Source organism: Mesorhizobium sp. M0621 (assembly GCF_040320745.1).
Classification (GTDB): domain Bacteria; phylum Pseudomonadota; class Alphaproteobacteria; order Rhizobiales; family Rhizobiaceae; genus Mesorhizobium.
In genome coordinates this window covers 1-16,548 of sequence record NZ_JAMYQF010000063.1, presented here as the reverse complement: position 1 = coordinate 16,548, position 16,548 = coordinate 1, and the positions used below count along the sequence as shown (strand labels likewise).

Genomic DNA, 16,548 nt, shown 5'->3' with positions numbered 1-16,548 from the left:
CGTGCCGGCCAGCGGAGAGGGAACCATGACCGACAATCAGATTTCGAGTGACTCGTTCGTCCGGAATCGGGCGGTGAACTTCACCGGGCAGTGGGTTGCGGGTGCCGATCGCGGCTCGCGTTCGGGACGCCGCCGCCTGATGGCGGTGCTGCGCATGGCCCACCGCGTGCTCGGCCTTGGCCGCAAGAATATGGGTCTGGGAACGCTGGGCGTCGGCGGGATGTCGGCGGCCGCGACCCTGGGCGCCTTCGCGATAGGCATGGCTGCGGCGCCGGCCCAGGCACAATACCAGGCCGGCGGCGGTTCGGCGACCGGCGCCAACGCCGTTGCCGTCGGTAACGGTGCCACGACGAATGGCAATAACGCCGTGGCGTTGGGCACCTCCAACAGTGCAACGGGCGACGCTACGATCGCCATCGGTTATTCGATGAGTGTCAATGGCCTCAACTCCATAGGCATAGGCGTCTTCGCGGGGGCAACCGGCGTCAATGCCCTCGCGTTAGGCGGGAACGCGAAGGCCAACGGGGACGGAGCAAGTTCCATTGGCGTCAATTCGGTTGCAACCACAGGCGCGGCCGCCTTTGGCCTGAACGCGCGTGCCGACGGAACGAACTCGACGGCGATCGGCTATGTTACCCGGGCGACCGGGCTGCGCGCCACCGCGCTCGGGTTCGGGGCTACAGCATCCGGGCTGGATTCGCTTGCCCAAGGTAATAGCGCCGTCGCAAGCAACCAGAATGCCATCGCCATCGGATTCCAGGCGACCGCGACCGCGATCAATGCCGTCAATCTGGGCAACCGAACCGCTGCGGGAATGGGCGCCCTTCAAGAGAGTGCCATCGCCCTCGGCACGGACGTACTGGCGTCTCAGGTCGACGCCACTGCGATCGGACGCCAAAGCAAGGCGACGGGAACGGCTGCCATAGCGATGGGCGCCTCCTCGGTTGCGAGCGGCTCTGCCAGCACGGCGATCGGCAACGCGTCCGTCGCCAGCGGCATAAACGCATCCTCGTTCGGGTCCGGAGCGAAAGCGATAGGAACCAATTCTCTCGCGGCCGGCGTCACCGCCAACGCCGGCGGAGTCGGCAGCACTGCGCTCGGCATCGGCACCTCGGCGGGCGGCGCCAGTTCGGCAGCCGTGGGCTTCCAGGCCCAGGCCGCCGGCACCAATGGCGTCGCGATCGGTCCTCAGGCAAATGCATCTGCATTAAACTCGGCAGCCTTCGGCAATGTCGCCACGGCCTCGGGCCAATTCGCGCTGGCCCTGGGCAATTCGGCCGTATCGAGCGGAGTGGGCTCGGTCGCGGCGGGCTCTGGAGCCCAGGCCACGGACGTCTCCACCACGGCTTTGGGCAACAACGCTGCAGCAACGGCCGCAAATGCCAGCGCGCTGGGATTGGGCGCCACGGCTAGCGGAACATACGCCACTTCGCTTGGTTCCAGCTCCAAGGCCACGGGTGCCCGTGCGTTCGCGGGTGGCCGTTCGACCACTGCCCAGGGCGACGATTCCATCGCCTTCGGCACGACATCCATCGCGACAGCGGCGGCCTCGACAGCAATCGGAGCCGGCGCGGTGACACTAGGCGAAAATGCGGTCGCCATCGGCACCGCCGCCGGCGCGATCTCCGCCGACTCCGTCGCTATCGGCACGGGCGCGACTACCGACGGCGGCAAGGCGGTCGCCATCGGCTACGGCAACCTAGCCTATGGCGACGGCGCGGTCGCCATCGGCGATCCGAGCTACGCCAGCGGCACCGGCGCCTTCACCGGCGGCGCCAACAACATCGCCAACAGCGACGGCACGGCGAGCGCAACCGGGGCCAATATGGCCAATGGCGCGGTCGCCATCGGCAACAACAACAAGGCGATCGGGCAAGGCTCGGTGGCGCTGGGCAACGGCTCGACCGCAGGTGCTGTCGGCTTCGTCGGCAATGTGGCACTGGGCAATGGCGCGACGGCGACGGCGAGTTCCGGCGACGTGGCGCTGGGCTCGGGCTCGGTGACCGACGTGGCTGTCGGCACGCCCGGCACGACGATCGGCGGCACGGCCTACACATTCGCCGGCACGACCCCGACGAGCACCGTCAGCGTCGGCGCGCTCGGCGCGGAGCGCACGATCACCAATGTCGCGGCAGGCCGGCTCAGCAACGCCTCGACAGACGCGATCAATGGCTCGCAGCTGTTCGCGACCAATCAGCAGGTGACGCAGAACACGACCGATATCGCCAACATCGGGAGCACCATCACCGACATCAACACCGGCGGCGGCATCAAGTATTTCCACGCCAACTCGGTTCTGGCGGATTCTCAGGCGCTCGGGACGGATTCCGTCGCGGTCGGCCCGAACGCGATAGCCAACAATGCCGGTGACGTGGCGATCGGCCTCAATTCCGTATCCGGCGCCACGACCGCGGTCGGCGGCACGACGATCGGCGGTGTGAACTACGCCTTCGCGGGCGGGACTCCGGCCGGCGCGTTCTCGGTCGGTTCGCTGGGAGCCGAACGCCAGATCCAGAATGTCGCGGCCGGGCGGTTGAGCGGCTCCTCGACAGACGCCGTCAACGGCTCGCAGCTGTTCGCGACCAATCAGCAAGTGACGCAGAACACGACAGATATCGCCACCAACACCGCCAACATCGCCACCAACACTGCCGACATCACCAATCTTGGTAATACGACCGCCACCAACACCGCCGACATCACCAATCTCGGCAATACGATCGCCAACATCGCCGGTGACACGTCGACGATCTTCACCGACGCCAATGGCGACGGCATCCGCTATGTGCGCACCAACGACTCGACGCTTCCCGTCACCGACGCTTTCGCTCAAGGGGTCGGCTCCTCCGCCGTCGGCTACCAGGCGACCGCGTCGGGCGACAATTCGCTGGCGCTCGGCCGCGACAGCAATGTCAGCATCGACGGCGGCGTGGCGCTCGGCTCCGGTTCGGTCTCGGATCGTGCGGTAGCGCCCGTATCGGGATCGGTTCTCGCCGGCACCGGCCTCATTCCCTTCAACACCACCGACAAGACACTGCTCGGCGCCGTCTCGGTGGGCACCTCCACATCCTATCGCCAGATCACCAATGTGGCCGACGGCACGGAGGACCAGGACGCGGTCTCGCTTCGCCAGTTGAAGGGCGCGCTGAGCTCTTTCGCGGTGACAGGGACCAAGTATTTCCACGCCAATTCGACGGCATCGGACTCGGTTGCGGTCGGCACCGATTCGGTTGCGGTTGGTCCGAGCACGACCGTCAACGGCGACAACGGCATCGGCATCGGCAACGGCGCCATCGTGCAGCAGACGGCGCCGGGAGGCATCGCGATCGGCCAGAACGCGACGGTCAATCAGGCCGACAGCATTGCTTTCGGCACGAACTCGACCGCCAACGGCGCCCAGGCAATGGCGCTTGGCGCCGGCGCCACGGCCAACGAGCCGGGCAGCGTCGCTCTCGGCGCGGGCTCGACGACGGCGGCGGCGGTCGCCACCACCAGCACCACGATCAACGGCGTCAACTACACGTTTGCCGGAACCGCTCCGACGAGCACGGTGAGCGTCGGCAGCGTCGGCAACGAGCGCACCGTCACCAATGTGGCGGCGGGCCGGATCAGTTCCAGCTCTACCGACGCCATCAACGGCAGCCAGCTCTTTGCGACCAACCAGGCAGTCGAGGCAATGCAAGGGAGTGTCGGCGATCTCACTGAGTTCTCCGTCCAGTACGACAAGAACGTGGACGGCAACAAATCCAACTCGCTAACGCTCGCCGGCGGCGACCCGAACGCGCCGGTGGTCATCCACAATGTCGGGGCGGGCGTCGCGAACAATGATGCGGTCAACGTCAAGCAACTCACGGATGGGTTGTCGTTCAACCTGGCGGATTCGAAAACCTATACCGACAAGGTGGCGGGCACCACGCTCCAGCAAGCCAATGCGTACACGGACTCCAAGCTTAGCCAGCTCAACATGGACATGGGCGGGGTTCGGAGTGAAGCGCGCCAAGCCGCCGCGATCGGCCTGGCGGCCGCCTCGCTGCGGTACGACGACCGTCCCGGCAAGCTGAGCGTGGCGGCCGGCGGAGGCCTTTGGCGCGGTGAAGGTGCCCTCGCGTTTGGTGCGGGTTACACCAGTGAGGAAGGACGCGTTCGAGCGAATGTGTCCGGCACGGCCGCGGGCGGGCACTGGGGTGTTGGCGCGGGTGTCAGCCTTACTCTGAACTGAGCCAGGTCATGATCAGGCAAGCAGTCTCTGCTGTCGCAATTTCCATGACTTGCCTGCTCCTGTCCGGCCTGTGCGCAGCTGGGCAGGAGGCGGTCCCTGCTGCCGGTTATAGAATAAAGCCTTCCGAAGTCGCGGTGCCTCCGGACGTAAAGCTTGGCGAATATCAACGGACCACTCGCCCGTTCGAGAACTGGACGCTGATCTGTGACGAGAACCTGAAGGCCCGCCAGAAGGTCTGCAACGTCACCCAGATTATCGAGGACCAGGCGGGAAAGGTCGCATTCAGCTGGTCGCTTGCGGCCACCAAGGACGGCAAGCCGTACATGATCCTGCGCACCGCGCCGAACGCCAAGAGCGACGGCCTGGTATCGCTGAAGTTCGATGGGCGGAACCAGGCAATCGACGTTCACTTGAACGGCTGCAACGAAATGGTCTGCGTCGGGATGCTGCCGGTCGGACCCGTCATGCGCCAGCAGATATCGCAGAACGCCACGCCGGCGATCTCCTACGCGACCGTCGACGGCCAGACGATCACCGTGACCGCAACACTCAAGGGGCTGACGGAAGCCCTGTCGCCAGTCAAATAACCGAGGCAGCATTGTGAGCCAGCAAGACCCGTTCATCTCCGCAACGCGTGGCCCGAGCGTCGAGCCGGACCGCAAGAGGACCGTCGAGCCCGATCGCAACAGGATCGCCGAGCGGCAGCGGCGGTGGCCGCGCGTTCTCGGCTTCTCGCTGCTGGGGCTGGCCATGATGGGCATCGGCTTCGCTGCCGCGAACTATGCCGCGATCGCCGGTCTCGTCGGCACCCCGACCGCCGCGCAGGCCGGGACGGCGCCGCCCGCATTGCCGGACACGCCTTTCCTCGAACACGTCAAACAGGCCGGCGTGCAGGCCTGCTCGACAATCTTTCCGGTGCTCGGACAGGTTCTGACGACGGGCGCGAAATACAGCGTCAAATCCTTGTGGAACGACCAGGCCGCCGACAAACACGCGGTGCAGGCCCTTGTGGGCATGGACTATGCGACAGAAAAATACAGCGGACCGGCCGCCGGCGTGGTTTTCGCATCGCCCACCGCTTCGGGTTGCGAAGGCGCGATGGTGCGGGTGGCGCCGTTCGCCAGCCCGTGTTCGGAGATCCCGTCCGTTCTTCCGCAAGGCAGCAAGATTACCGACCATCTCGGGCAGGTCGAAGTGTACGAGCTCGGCGGCAATTCGGGTCAAGCGCTTCTCCTGCCGACAGGCAATAGCTGCGTGGTGATTTCCATCGCGTCGGCGTCGAAGTGAGACACGGGATAGGCGAATGGGCGAGGGCTCCTGGAAAGGATTGCAGACCATGAAATCGCGACGTCTGGCAGTTTTGTGCATGGCCCTGCTGTGGAGCGGGCAGGTTGTCTCGGCCGACCTTGTGGCACCGCCGGAGCCGGAGCCGAAGGAGGAAAAGGGCATTTGGGGGGCGATCGCCTATTCCAGCGCCGACACCAAGCACGGCTTCTTCTGGGGCGCCGACAAGCGCCAGGAAGCGAAGGACGCCGCGATGAAATACTGCGAGAACGCCGGCGGCAAGGGTTGCACTGTTGTCACCGTGTTCCGCAACCACCGCCATTGGAACGACGACGACGAGACCGGCTTTCCCTACAAGCACTGCGGCGCCCTGGCCGTGGCCGAGAAGAAGCAGTCCGACCGGCTGACGTCCTGGGGCGTGAACTCCGCCGAGACCCGCAAGGAAGCGGAAGACCTCGCTCTGCATGCCTGCGAGGCGGCGGGGACCGAATGCAAGATACGCGAGTGGGTTTGTACATGAAGCTTGGCCCCAAGGCCGTCTCCGCATGTGGGGCAATCGTATTGTCATTGATGTCGCCGGCGTTGGCCCAGCAACAGGTGGCGGCTGTTCCCGACGGACCATCGTCGCTGCGCGAAGTCTATCAGGACTGGAGCGTGGCCTGTTCCATTCGCGAAAAGACGAGGGTGTGCTCACTTTCGCAGGACCAAGTCCAGCAGAGCGGCCAGAGGCTTCTTGCCGTGGAGATCGCGCGACGCGCGGACGGTTCGACGACGGCTACCCTGCTTCTGCCCTTCGGCATTTTGCTCGATTCGGGCGTGACGCTCCAAATCGACGATCAGCCGCCTTTGTCCCCGCAGCGCTTCAGGACCTGCCTGCCAACGGGTTGCCTCGCGGTCTTTGCCATCGACCGGCCGATACTTGGAAAGATGAGAGAGGGCTCGGTGCTGAAGCTCAACGTCACGACGAACGCCGAGACCCCGATGACATTCCCGGTGTCGCTGCACGGCCTGACTTCGGCGCTCGACCGCATGGTCGCGCTAAGCGCGCGTTGAAAAAGACGGGGGCAGCCTGCGATCGGTGTGCGGCTCCGGGGCAGTGTCGCCGCCGATGGCGCATTGTTCGACGCGGCACGTCGTGGCGTTGTCCGAAATAGCGATCCAACCGCGGCTTCGGCCGTCAATAGCTACTATCCGGCCGGTATGATTCTGCCCGCATCGGCCAACCGCCTTCTGTTTTTCGAGCTTTTCCACACGTGACGGCGTTCGGATACAACCGCAGCGGGTCGGTATCTATGTGCCATTTTTGTTACATCTCGCAGCCCTTGTGATCTGAATCACCTTTTTAGCGACCGCTAAATCAATATTCGCTCTCATATTTCATGAATCTGTGAATAATCCACCGATGGACAGGCCTTGGCTTGGCTATAGCGCTCAAGAATACGGGCGCTGGGGAAACGTTAGGGTGGGTTAAAATGAATACGACAAGCATGTCGACCATAGGCAAGCGCCTTGGTCTTTTGATGGCGGCCACCATGCTGACCTGCGGGGGTGCTCATGCGCTCACGCTCAAGGAGGCGATGGCCGTTGCGGTGGAATCCAATCCCGAGATTGGACAGGCAATCGAAAACCGCGAAGCAATCGAGTTCGAGTTGCGGCAGGCCAAGGGCCTCTATCTTCCCAGTGTCGATGTCGAGGCATCGGCCGGCGTTCGCCGGCTCGACAATCCATCCCGGCGCTCACTGTCGATAGAGGACGATTCACTCTATCCGGCTGAAACGGATCTTACCGTTTCGCAGACGCTTTATGACAGCGGCGCAAGGCGGGCCGAATTGAACCGTCAGGCATCGCGCGTCGACGGCGCTTCGTTCCGGGTGCTGGAACGGTCCGAATTCATCGGGCTGTCCGTTGTCCAGGACTACCTGGAGTACATGCTGCAGGCTTCGATCGTTGCCGAAGCGAAGAAAAATCTCGGCTTCCACCAGGCAATTCTGGGTGACATCCGGCAAGGCATCTCGGGCGGCGCGCTGAACGAGGCCGACCGGCAACAAGCCGAGGAACGGCTGTTCGCAGCCAAGGCGCGCATGCAGGAGGCGACCGAGGAATTGGAAGCGGCCAAGATCCGCTTCTTCAAGACCGTCGGAAAGCCACTGACCAGCCCTTCGAGGCCGGGCGATGTCTCGGCCGCGCTCCCACGCTCGCTTGACGAAGCAATAGGGTTGGCGCGGGAAAGCAATCCGCGCGTACATATGGCCAACAGCGACATCGACGCGGCGGCTTCCCTCGTGGATGCTGCGCGGGCAAAATTTGGCCCCTCCATCATCGCTGAAGGTCGCGCGCGGGCGGGAGCTGACATTGACGGCGACGATGGCGACACCACCGACCTGCAGGCGCGTGTGGTCCTGCGCTGGAACCTCTATCGCGGCGGCATCGACAAGGCCAACGAGCAGGAGCAGATCCGCCGTACCAGCGAACAGCGTCTGGCGCTGCATCAGGTCCAGCGCGAAATCGAGGAAGCCGTTCGCACCTCATGGGATCGCCGTTTCCGGCAAGCCGATCTGGCAAAGACCCTGAGGCAACAAGCCGCCTCCAGTGAGAAGCTGGTCGTTTCCTATCGCGAGCAGTTCAAAGTCGGACAGCGTTCGCTGCTCGACGTGCTGGATGCGCAGAATACGCGGTTCAACACGGCGACGCTGGCTGATACCTCGTCCTATGCATCGCTGTTTGCCCAGTACCGGCTGCTGGCCGCGACCGGACAGTTGCTGAAAACGATGAACCTTCAGCCGGCGAAACAAGCGACGGCCTATGCGCGAACCGAGTTTGCGGCACCGGAAACCGCGGACACTGAAACCTATGCGCGGACGCCGTCGGAGCAGAAGAACGACCTGCCTTTCGACATTCTCGCCCCTGTCAGGAAGAAATAAGACGGCACAAGGTCTAGCGAGAGTCCCGACGGGCAGATCGTGAACCAGCAACCAAACATCCTCTCCCCCAAGGAGGCGTTCAAGGCCTGCTTCTCAGCTGTTGCCGGATATCTCGGCAGGCCGAGCGCCGGGACCGTGCTGTTTGCCGGCGTGCCGCTCTCGGACACGCGAATTGAAATCGACGACATCAGGCACCTTGCCGAGCGCATCGGCATGGAAGTCACCGAGTTCAGTCATCGCGACTTTCTCAGAGGCCGCATCGACTTGCCCGCCATCGTCTTTCGCGTCAGCCAGTTGCCTGTTGCCCTGCTCGCTCAAACCGAAGACGGTGCGTATATCACCGCGCCCCAGGAAGACGGCCGCACCGCAATCGGAAGATCGGAACTCGCCGCCAGCTACATCAGCGGCGGAGCGTCCTTCTCGATCACCTATGCCAATGCCGCCGAGGGCATGTCGGTCGGCTCGGCGGCCAAGATCGAGCGGAGACACTGGCTTACCGGAACGATGGGCGCTTTCTGGCGCACCTATTCGAAGGTCGTACTGGCGGCGGTGTTCATCAACGTCCTGGCCATAGCCTCGCCCATCTTCACGATGAACGTCTACGACCGGATCCTGCCGAACAAGGCGATATCGACGCTGTGGGTTCTGGCAATCGGCATTGGCGCCGTCATCCTGTTCGATCTGCTTTTGAAGACGGCCAGGGCCTCCCTCATCGACTATGCCGGGCGCAAGGCGGATCTTCGCATATCGTATCTCCTGTTCGAGAAAGTGCTGAACTCGTCGCTGTCGGCGCGTCCCGGTTCGACCGGTGAATACGCAAACAGGGTCACGCAATATGAGTTCGTCAGGGAGTTCTTCACCTCGAACACCATCAGCGTGTTCATCGACACGGCATTCGTCTTCGTCTTTCTCCTTGTCATCTATGCGATAGGCGACTGGCTGGTGGTCATACCGGCGCTGGCCTTCGTGATGTCCGTCATCGTCGGCTTGATTACCCAGCGCCGCATCGGCAAGCGCGTCGCCGCCTCGATGAACGAAGCGTCGCAACGCCAGTCCCTGCTGGTCGAATCCATCTCCACGCTGGAGACGATCAAGTCGCTGCGCGCCGAGGCGTATCTGCTGCGAAAATGGGGGGAGCACTCCAAGAACGCCGCCAACACGTCCGAGAAGATCAAGCAGCTTTCGGCGGCCGCGGGCAACATAACCCAGTCCATACAACAGCTGGTGACCGTCGCTCTGGTGGTGGCCGGCGCGTATGCCTTCTCCGAAGGGCATGTTTCGACGGGAGCGATCATAGGAACGGTGATGCTGGCGAGCCGGGCCGTGGCTCCGCTCGGCCAGATCGCCATCACGCTGTCCCGGTTCCGCCAGGCCATGCTCTCGTTGAGAATGGTGAACTCGATCATGGCTCAGCCGGAAGACCGACCCGATACGGTGGGGTTTGTCAACCGCCCCATTCGCAACGGGGCGATGGTGTTCAGAAACGTCGGGTTCGTCTATCCCGGCACGGAAAATGAGGTTTTGACCGGCCTGAATTTCTCGGTGAAGCCGGGCGAGCGGATCGGCATCATCGGCCGCATCGGATCGGGAAAGACGACGATGGGCCGGCTGATCGGCAGGCTCTTCCTGCCCACTTCCGGCGAATTGCTGCTGGATGGGATCGATATTCGCCAGTATCACCCGTCCGAGGTTCGCGCCGCGGTCGGCATCGTTGCGCAGGCTGGCGATCTGTTCTCGGGCACCATCAAGGAAAACCTCCTGATGGCATGCCCCGAGGCTACCGATGAGCAGATCATCGAAGCGGCAAAGGCGGCTGGCGTCGACGATTTCGTCTCGCGCCACCCGCGCGGCTACGACATGAATGTCGGCGAGCGCGGCACCAATCTTTCCGGCGGCCAGAGGCAGACGGTGGCGATCGCACGCCTGCTTTTGACCAAGCCGAAAATCGTCTTTCTCGATGAACCATCGGGCTCGATGGATCTCGCATCGGAACGCCAGTTGATCAAGCAGCTCAAAGTCGCGTTTGACCGCGACACCACGCTGATCGTCTCCACACATCGTTTCAGCATGCTTGAACTGGCCGATCGCCTGATCGTTGTCGAACGGGGCAAGATCGTTGCCGACGGACCGAAGGACCAAGTCATACAGGCGTTGCAGAAAACAAGCGCCTGATAGAACAAATAGTAATGCATCCAATGCGTTGGGGCGTGGGAAATGCTTGCCAGGGAAGATCGACCGCCGCTCTTTGCGTCGGCGTCCATATTCATCATAGGAGCGCTCTTCGTCGTTTTTGTCGCCTGGGCATCCTTTGCCGAAGTCGATGAGATCGCACGCGGCGACGGCAAGGTCATACCCGCTTCCAAGACGCAGATCATTCAAGCGAGTGAAGCCGGTGTCGTTCAGGAAATCGCGGTGACGATCGGCCAGATCGTGAAGAAGAACGATCTCATCATTCGCCTGGACAACACGCTCAATACGTCCAGTCTCGGCGAGCAGCAGGCCAAGGCGCGCGCGCTGGAAGTGCGCATAGCAAGGCTGAAATACGAACAGGCCGGCAATCTCTCGGGCCCATTTCCGTGCCCGCAGGACATTCAGTCGATCGCTCCGCAAATCTGCGATAACGAACAGAAGCTGCTCATCGCCCGACGCGGGAATTTCGACAACAAGCTATCCGTGCTCAAGTCACGCCTCGATCAGCGCGAGAAGGAACTGGCCGAGGCGATCGCCAATTCCGACCGTCTGACCAAGAACCTGGCCGTCAGCGACCAGGAGGCAAAACTGGTCGACGCGATGGTCAAGAAAGGCCTGATGGCAAGGACCGAGCAGCTCCGGGTGGAGCGTGAACAAACCGAACTCAACGGTCAGCTGAACCTGGCGGGCGAGACCGTCAAGAAGGCCAAGGCGGCGATCACGGAAGCTCAGCTTCAGGTCGAAGAACTTGGCCTGCAATTGCAGCAGGAGGCGTTGGACGACCTTACCCAGGCGCTGGCGGATCTTTCGGTGGTGGATGAAACCATAAGGGGGGCGACCGACAAGGTCGCGCGCACCGATATCCGGTCTCCGGTGGACGGTATCGTCAACACGCTGGAGCTGAACACGGTCGGGGCCTTCGTCCAGCCTGGCGCCGTCGTGGCCGGCATCGTGCCAACCTCCGAGACCTTGCTGGTAGAGGCACGGGTTTCGCCACGGGATGTCGCGTTCATCCGCCCCGATCAGGAAGCGCTTATCAAAGTCACCGCCTATGATTTCTCGATCTTCGGCGGCATCGAAGGCAAGGTCTCCAATATCACGGCCGACAGCCTGGTCGATCAGAAGACAGGGGAACCCTATTACCAGGTGCGTGTGGCGACGGACAAATCGACGCTTCAGAGAGACGGCAAAGCCTATTCGATCATCCCCGGAATGATCTGTTCAGTCGACATCAAGACCGGGCGCAAGACGATCCTGCACTACCTCCTGAAGCCGATCAACAAGGCGCGTGAGGAGGCGATGAGTGAGCGGTAGCGCCAGCCTCCATCATTCCGATCGCGAGCGGCTGCTGCCTTCAGTCACAGCCGCGGATTTTGGGCTGGAATTTCGGGTCGTGGCGCGCGGCGGTATACGACGCGGCATTCGTCTGGAGCGGGCATTCTGGATGGCGCTGAAGCAGATGGCCGAAAACCGGAAATGCACGATCGGCATGCTCATCGACGAGATCGCCGAAAGCCAGGCGCAGACGGGCAACCTGACATCTGCGATCAGGGTGGCTTGCATGCGCGGATTGGCGGACGAAAACCTGACTTTGCGAAGACTTGCGTCGATCAATACCATCAACGCCATACTGGTCGCTTGCCCGTCACCGGCCTTTGCCCTGGCATCGTCGAAGAAGATCCTGACTTTCAACGCGCCGTTCCAGCAACTGGTTAAGCGTCAACTGCCGATCGCCCCAAGCGATGATGCGCGCAACGACCTCAAGCTGGCGCTGGACCTCAATGTGGCTGATATCTTCGCGCGGCTCGATGCCAATGGCGAAACGCCGGTGGCCACCGGCTTTGTCATCGGCGCCGGTGAGCGTCGATATCGGGGCCAGCTGAATGCGGTGCGCGCGCCGGTGGTCGAGCCGGAGTTGCTGATGGCGTTCGTCTTCGCCGGCTGAATGCACCGCCAATCCCAACGAGACCTTACGGCTGAAAACCTTCGCCCGGCGCGACGGTTGCGAAACCGCCTTTGATGTCGGCCATCTGGGCTCCGCCCGGTCTCGAGCCATGGATCCAGGCCCGGTCAGTGCTGAACGAATAGAGCGGAACGTAATCCGGCAGATCGCTGTCGCGCACAACCGTGTTGCTCAGGCTGTCGAGAATGAAGGTGCCGCTGCCCGTGCTCACCGACAGCACTGCGTGAAAGAAGCCTCGCTTGCGATCCTGGAGAACAACCAGCGCCATGCTCTGCGTTGGAATGCCGGCCCGCAGCAGAGCCGTCATCTTGAGGATGGCGAAATCCTCGCAGTCGCCGGCTCGCCGTTCGAGAATTTCCGACGGCTTCGCCCAATAGTCGAGTTTGCCGTAGACGATACTGTCTTTCCTGTAGGCGATCAGGCGATTCACGCTGCTGTTGACGAAGGATAGTTTCTCGCTGAATCCCTTGCCTTGAGCGGTGGATATCATGTTAGCAAAAGCCGCACTCTTGCGCTCGCAGGCGCTGCCCGCCGAGCAGGCGGTGATTGCCCGGTAGACGGGTGCCCAGCGCGCCGCGACGGGAAAATTGCGCATGGACAAGGCAACCGATCCGAATACGCCCGGAATGATCGACGACGTCTGCACCGGATCTATCCCGGCCGCATCTTGTGCCATTGATGAGCTGTTGCCTCGATCGGCAGCCGCCGGGCCATAGCTGCCGAACACCATGCCGATCCGGTAAGGGGCCGCTGGCTGCCAGGGCTGAGGCCTGGCCAGCGATACACCGCCGAGACAGGGCGTCGTCTGGATCTTTTCCAGAAGCGTGCCGGCGGCAGCGACATCGCCGGAAACGGCATTCGCGAATGATGGCCCTGCCAGGCCGACAAGTCCGATCGCCAGCAGGAACACTTTGAGCCCGGTTTTTCCCGAGGCTGAGTTTTCTTTTTTCATGACGCCCACCTTTGACTGTGGACGCTACCAATCTTGTCTCAAATTATTGGAAAGGAAGGTGGGTAACTTTCCCCCAAACCACTTCATCTGTTTTACATAAAATTTTATGCAAATTTATACTTCTATTTACCAAAGAATCGCGGCTCGGCTCCGGCTCACCTCCATCCCTTCGGCTCCCGCGGGCGTCAATGTATATCAGGTTATATTGCTGTAGTTTACCACGTGTAAAAAATGCCGAATCATGCATATCGGAATATATGAAATAGATTGCAGGACTGTTGCAAAGCAGAGGTGGCCACTGTCTCTTTCCGGGAAATGACGGAGGGGTTTCAGCAATGACCACCAATATCGATCTGGACAGCTTTTCGGGTTCCATGGACGACCATTCTGCGTCCGGTGAACACAACAGTCAGATTTCGCCGGCAGAGATGCAGGTCGCACAAGCAACGGCGACGCAGCAGCCCGCGCCGGCAGCGTCCGAACCGGTGCCGGTCGATGTCGGCGGAGCGCCCGCCAAGCCGGAGGCGCCGGCGACGGCAAACGCACCCGCGGCGGCCGCACCACACGAATATGTGGCTGACGCTGGCAACATCGTAAAACTTCCGTCCAACGTTTCCATCGACAACATCAAGGTCGACGGCAACAACCTTGTGCTCGAACAGGCCGACGGCTCGGTGATCGTGATCAAGGACGGCGCCTTGCACGTGCCGACCTTCATCATCGGCGACGTCGAAGTGCCGCGCGTTGCCTTGCTTGCAGCGCTGGAAGCAAGCCATGTCGATGTTGCCTTCGGTGCCGACGGTTCCATATCGGCCGGCCCGGGCGGTTCGAACTCGAGCGCAGGCGGAGACTTCTCGGTCCCTCCCGGCGGCATCGGCGACGGGTTCGACCTGTCGGCCCTGCTGCCGCCGACAGCCTTGCAATTTGGTCAATTGGACCGGCGCGAACTGTTCCCCTCGATCGTCGACAGGCAGGTTACAGTGACGGCCACGTCCTTGCTTGCCCCGGATGAGGCGGCCAGCGAAACCGGCCTTGACGGCGGCCCGACACAATCGCCGGGCAGCGATGCGCCGAGCCATTCGGAAACGTCCAGCACTGGAACAATCAGCATTGAGGCGCCGGATGGAATCGGGTCGATCGTCATCAACGGCGTCACCGTCACCGCGGTCGGCGACAAGATTCCGGGAGATTTCGGCTACATCACGATCGTCTCCTTCAATCCGACCACGGGCGCTATCGAATACAATTACACGGTGACCGAATCGGTCACTCATTCCAATCAGACGAACGGATTCGACCCCAACGATACGGTTCCGGACAATTTCAGCATCACTGTCACGGATGTCGACGGCGATACCGCCAGCACCACCTTTGCCGTCGCCATCATCGACGACGTGCCGACGGCGGTTGCCGACAGCGCCACGCAGGCGACCGAGAACGCCGCTGTGACGGTGAACGTGTTCGCCAACGACGTGCCTGGCGCGGACGGAGTGAACATCACCGATCCGACCAAGGTGAGCTATGTCGCGGGATCGCTGGCGGGCGGCGCTGGAACGGTCACCTACCACAATGATGGCACCTTCACCTACGCGCCGGTCGCCGGCGAGGAAGGGACGGTGACGTTCCAGTACCAGATCGTTGACGGCGACGGCGATTCGTCTGTGGCGACGGTGACGATCAACCTGTTGAAGGACTCGACGCCGACGATCGATGTGACGCCAGAGGCTCCCGATGCGTCGGGGCACAGCGCGGTGAACGAAGCGGGCCTTGCGGCGCGCGGTATCGAGCCGGCGGGTTCGGGCGAGATTGCCGACAACAACGGCACCAACAACAGCGATCCGGGCGAGACGGCGACGGGCTCGCTGAACATCACCACGGGCAGCGACACGATCGGCCACCTCTATGTGACCGACAAGGACAACACCCAGATCGAGGTGACCAACGCGGCCGGCGGCATTTTGGTGCACGGCCAGTATGGCGACCTGACCATCACCGGCACGCCGGGGACCGGCTACACCTATTCCTACACGCTGCTGGACAACACCTCGGGCAACACCACCCATGACGATTTCGCCGTCCAGGTGGTTGATACCGACGGCGACCCGGCCTCCACCACACTCACCATCAACATCGTCGACGACGTGCCGACGGCGCATGATGACAGCGCCACGCAGGCGACCGAGAACGCCGCTGTGACGGTGAACGTGTTCGCCAACGACGTGTCTGGCGCGGACGGAGTGGCCATCACCGATCAGACTAAAGTGAGCTATGTGGCGAACTCGCTGAGCGGCGGCGCCGGCACGATTACCTACCACAATGATGGCACCTTCACCTACGCGCCGGTTGCCGGCGAGGAAGGGACGGTGACGTTCCAGTACCAGATCGTTGACGGTGATGGCGATTCGTCGGTGGCGACGGTGACGATCAACCTGTTGAAGGACTCGACGCCGACGATCGATGTGACGCCGGATGGTGGGACGCCGTCGGTCAACGCGACCGCGGTTGTCGACGAGAAGGGACTGCCGGCGGGAACAGGCGAGCTTGCCGATCCGGCCTTGAACTCGGATCAATCGGAAACCACGGCGGGCACGTTCAACATCACCACGGGTGGCGACACGCTGCAGAAGCTCGAGATGATGGACAAGAACGGCACCCTGGTGGATGTCACTTCTGGCGGCACGGTCCAGGGCGTCAACGGCGTGCTGACGGTGACCTTAAGCGGCGGCGTCTATAGCTACAGCTACACGCTCTCGAATAACGTGGCGAACGCCAATCCCAACCAGATCGGGGCCGCCGACCAGGCGACCGGGGAAAATTTCGCGGTAAAGGTCACCGACAGTGACAACGACACGGCCAATGCGTCTCTGACCGTCAAGGTCAACGATGACGGGCCGGTGGCGGTCAATGATGGCGTGCTTGCCAATCATGCGGAGAACGTGACGGATCTGACGATCGGCACGGTCGCCGGAATATTGGGCAACGACCACTACGGCGCGGACGGCGCGGCTGCGTCGGGCTC

Annotated in this window: 11 protein-coding genes; 10 read left to right on the top strand and 1 reads right to left on the bottom strand. The window is 62.5% G+C overall.

The features are described from left to right. Window positions 1–25 precede the first annotated feature (25 nt). The 9 genes from NKI38_RS28930 (at window position 26) to NKI38_RS28890 (ending at window position 12,559) form a co-directional block, all read left to right on the top strand. Window positions 26–4,219 (top strand): YadA-like family protein, encoded by a 4,194-nt coding sequence (locus tag NKI38_RS28930; protein ID WP_352663713.1) that lies wholly within the window; start codon window positions 26–28, stop codon window positions 4,217–4,219. Between the two features lie 8 nt (window positions 4,220–4,227). After that, window positions 4,228–4,806, top strand: coding sequence for an invasion associated locus B family protein (locus tag NKI38_RS28925; protein WP_352663711.1), 579 nt, complete (start codon window positions 4,228–4,230; stop codon window positions 4,804–4,806). A gap of 13 nt (window positions 4,807–4,819) precedes the next feature. Next, entirely contained in the window at window positions 4,820–5,506 is a 687-nt protein-coding gene (locus NKI38_RS28920; protein ID WP_352663709.1) for a hypothetical protein, read from the top strand. A gap of 49 nt (window positions 5,507–5,555) precedes the next feature. After that, the gene (locus NKI38_RS28915; protein WP_352663707.1) at window positions 5,556–6,023 is read left to right on the top strand and encodes a DUF4189 domain-containing protein; all 468 of its coding nucleotides are present in this window, start codon (window positions 5,556–5,558) and stop codon (window positions 6,021–6,023) included. Further along, window positions 6,020–6,556: an invasion associated locus B family protein gene (locus NKI38_RS28910; protein WP_352663705.1), complete on the top strand. Its 537-nt coding sequence runs from the start codon at window positions 6,020–6,022 to the stop codon at window positions 6,554–6,556. Before NKI38_RS28915 ends, NKI38_RS28910 begins: the two co-directional genes overlap by 4 nt. Before the next feature lie 419 nt (window positions 6,557–6,975). Next, window positions 6,976–8,424: a TolC family outer membrane protein gene (locus tag NKI38_RS28905; protein ID WP_352634856.1), complete on the top strand. Its 1,449-nt coding sequence runs from the start codon at window positions 6,976–6,978 to the stop codon at window positions 8,422–8,424. Between the two features lie 39 nt (window positions 8,425–8,463). Next, the gene (locus NKI38_RS28900) at window positions 8,464–10,596 is read left to right on the top strand and encodes a type I secretion system permease/ATPase (protein WP_352634855.1); all 2,133 of its coding nucleotides are present in this window, start codon (window positions 8,464–8,466) and stop codon (window positions 10,594–10,596) included. A gap of 42 nt (window positions 10,597–10,638) precedes the next feature. Beyond that, window positions 10,639–11,928: an HlyD family type I secretion periplasmic adaptor subunit gene (locus tag NKI38_RS28895; RefSeq protein WP_352663703.1), complete on the top strand. Its 1,290-nt coding sequence runs from the start codon at window positions 10,639–10,641 to the stop codon at window positions 11,926–11,928. Beyond that, window positions 11,918–12,559, top strand: coding sequence for a ribbon-helix-helix domain-containing protein (locus tag NKI38_RS28890; RefSeq protein ID WP_352634851.1), 642 nt, complete (start codon window positions 11,918–11,920; stop codon window positions 12,557–12,559). Before NKI38_RS28895 ends, NKI38_RS28890 begins: the two co-directional genes overlap by 11 nt. Window positions 12,560–12,584: 25 nt before the next feature. On the opposite strand, the gene NKI38_RS28885 is transcribed toward NKI38_RS28890, so the two are convergent. Further along, complete coding sequence (locus NKI38_RS28885) at window positions 12,585–13,529, bottom strand: transglutaminase-like cysteine peptidase (protein WP_352663701.1); 945 nt, start codon at window positions 13,527–13,529, stop codon at window positions 12,585–12,587. A 335-nt stretch (window positions 13,530–13,864) separates the two neighbouring features. On the opposite strand from NKI38_RS28885, the gene NKI38_RS28880 reads away from it, so the two are divergent. Continuing rightward, the coding region (locus NKI38_RS28880) for a beta strand repeat-containing protein (protein ID WP_352663699.1) at window positions 13,865–16,548 on the top strand (2,684 nt) is incomplete at its 3' end.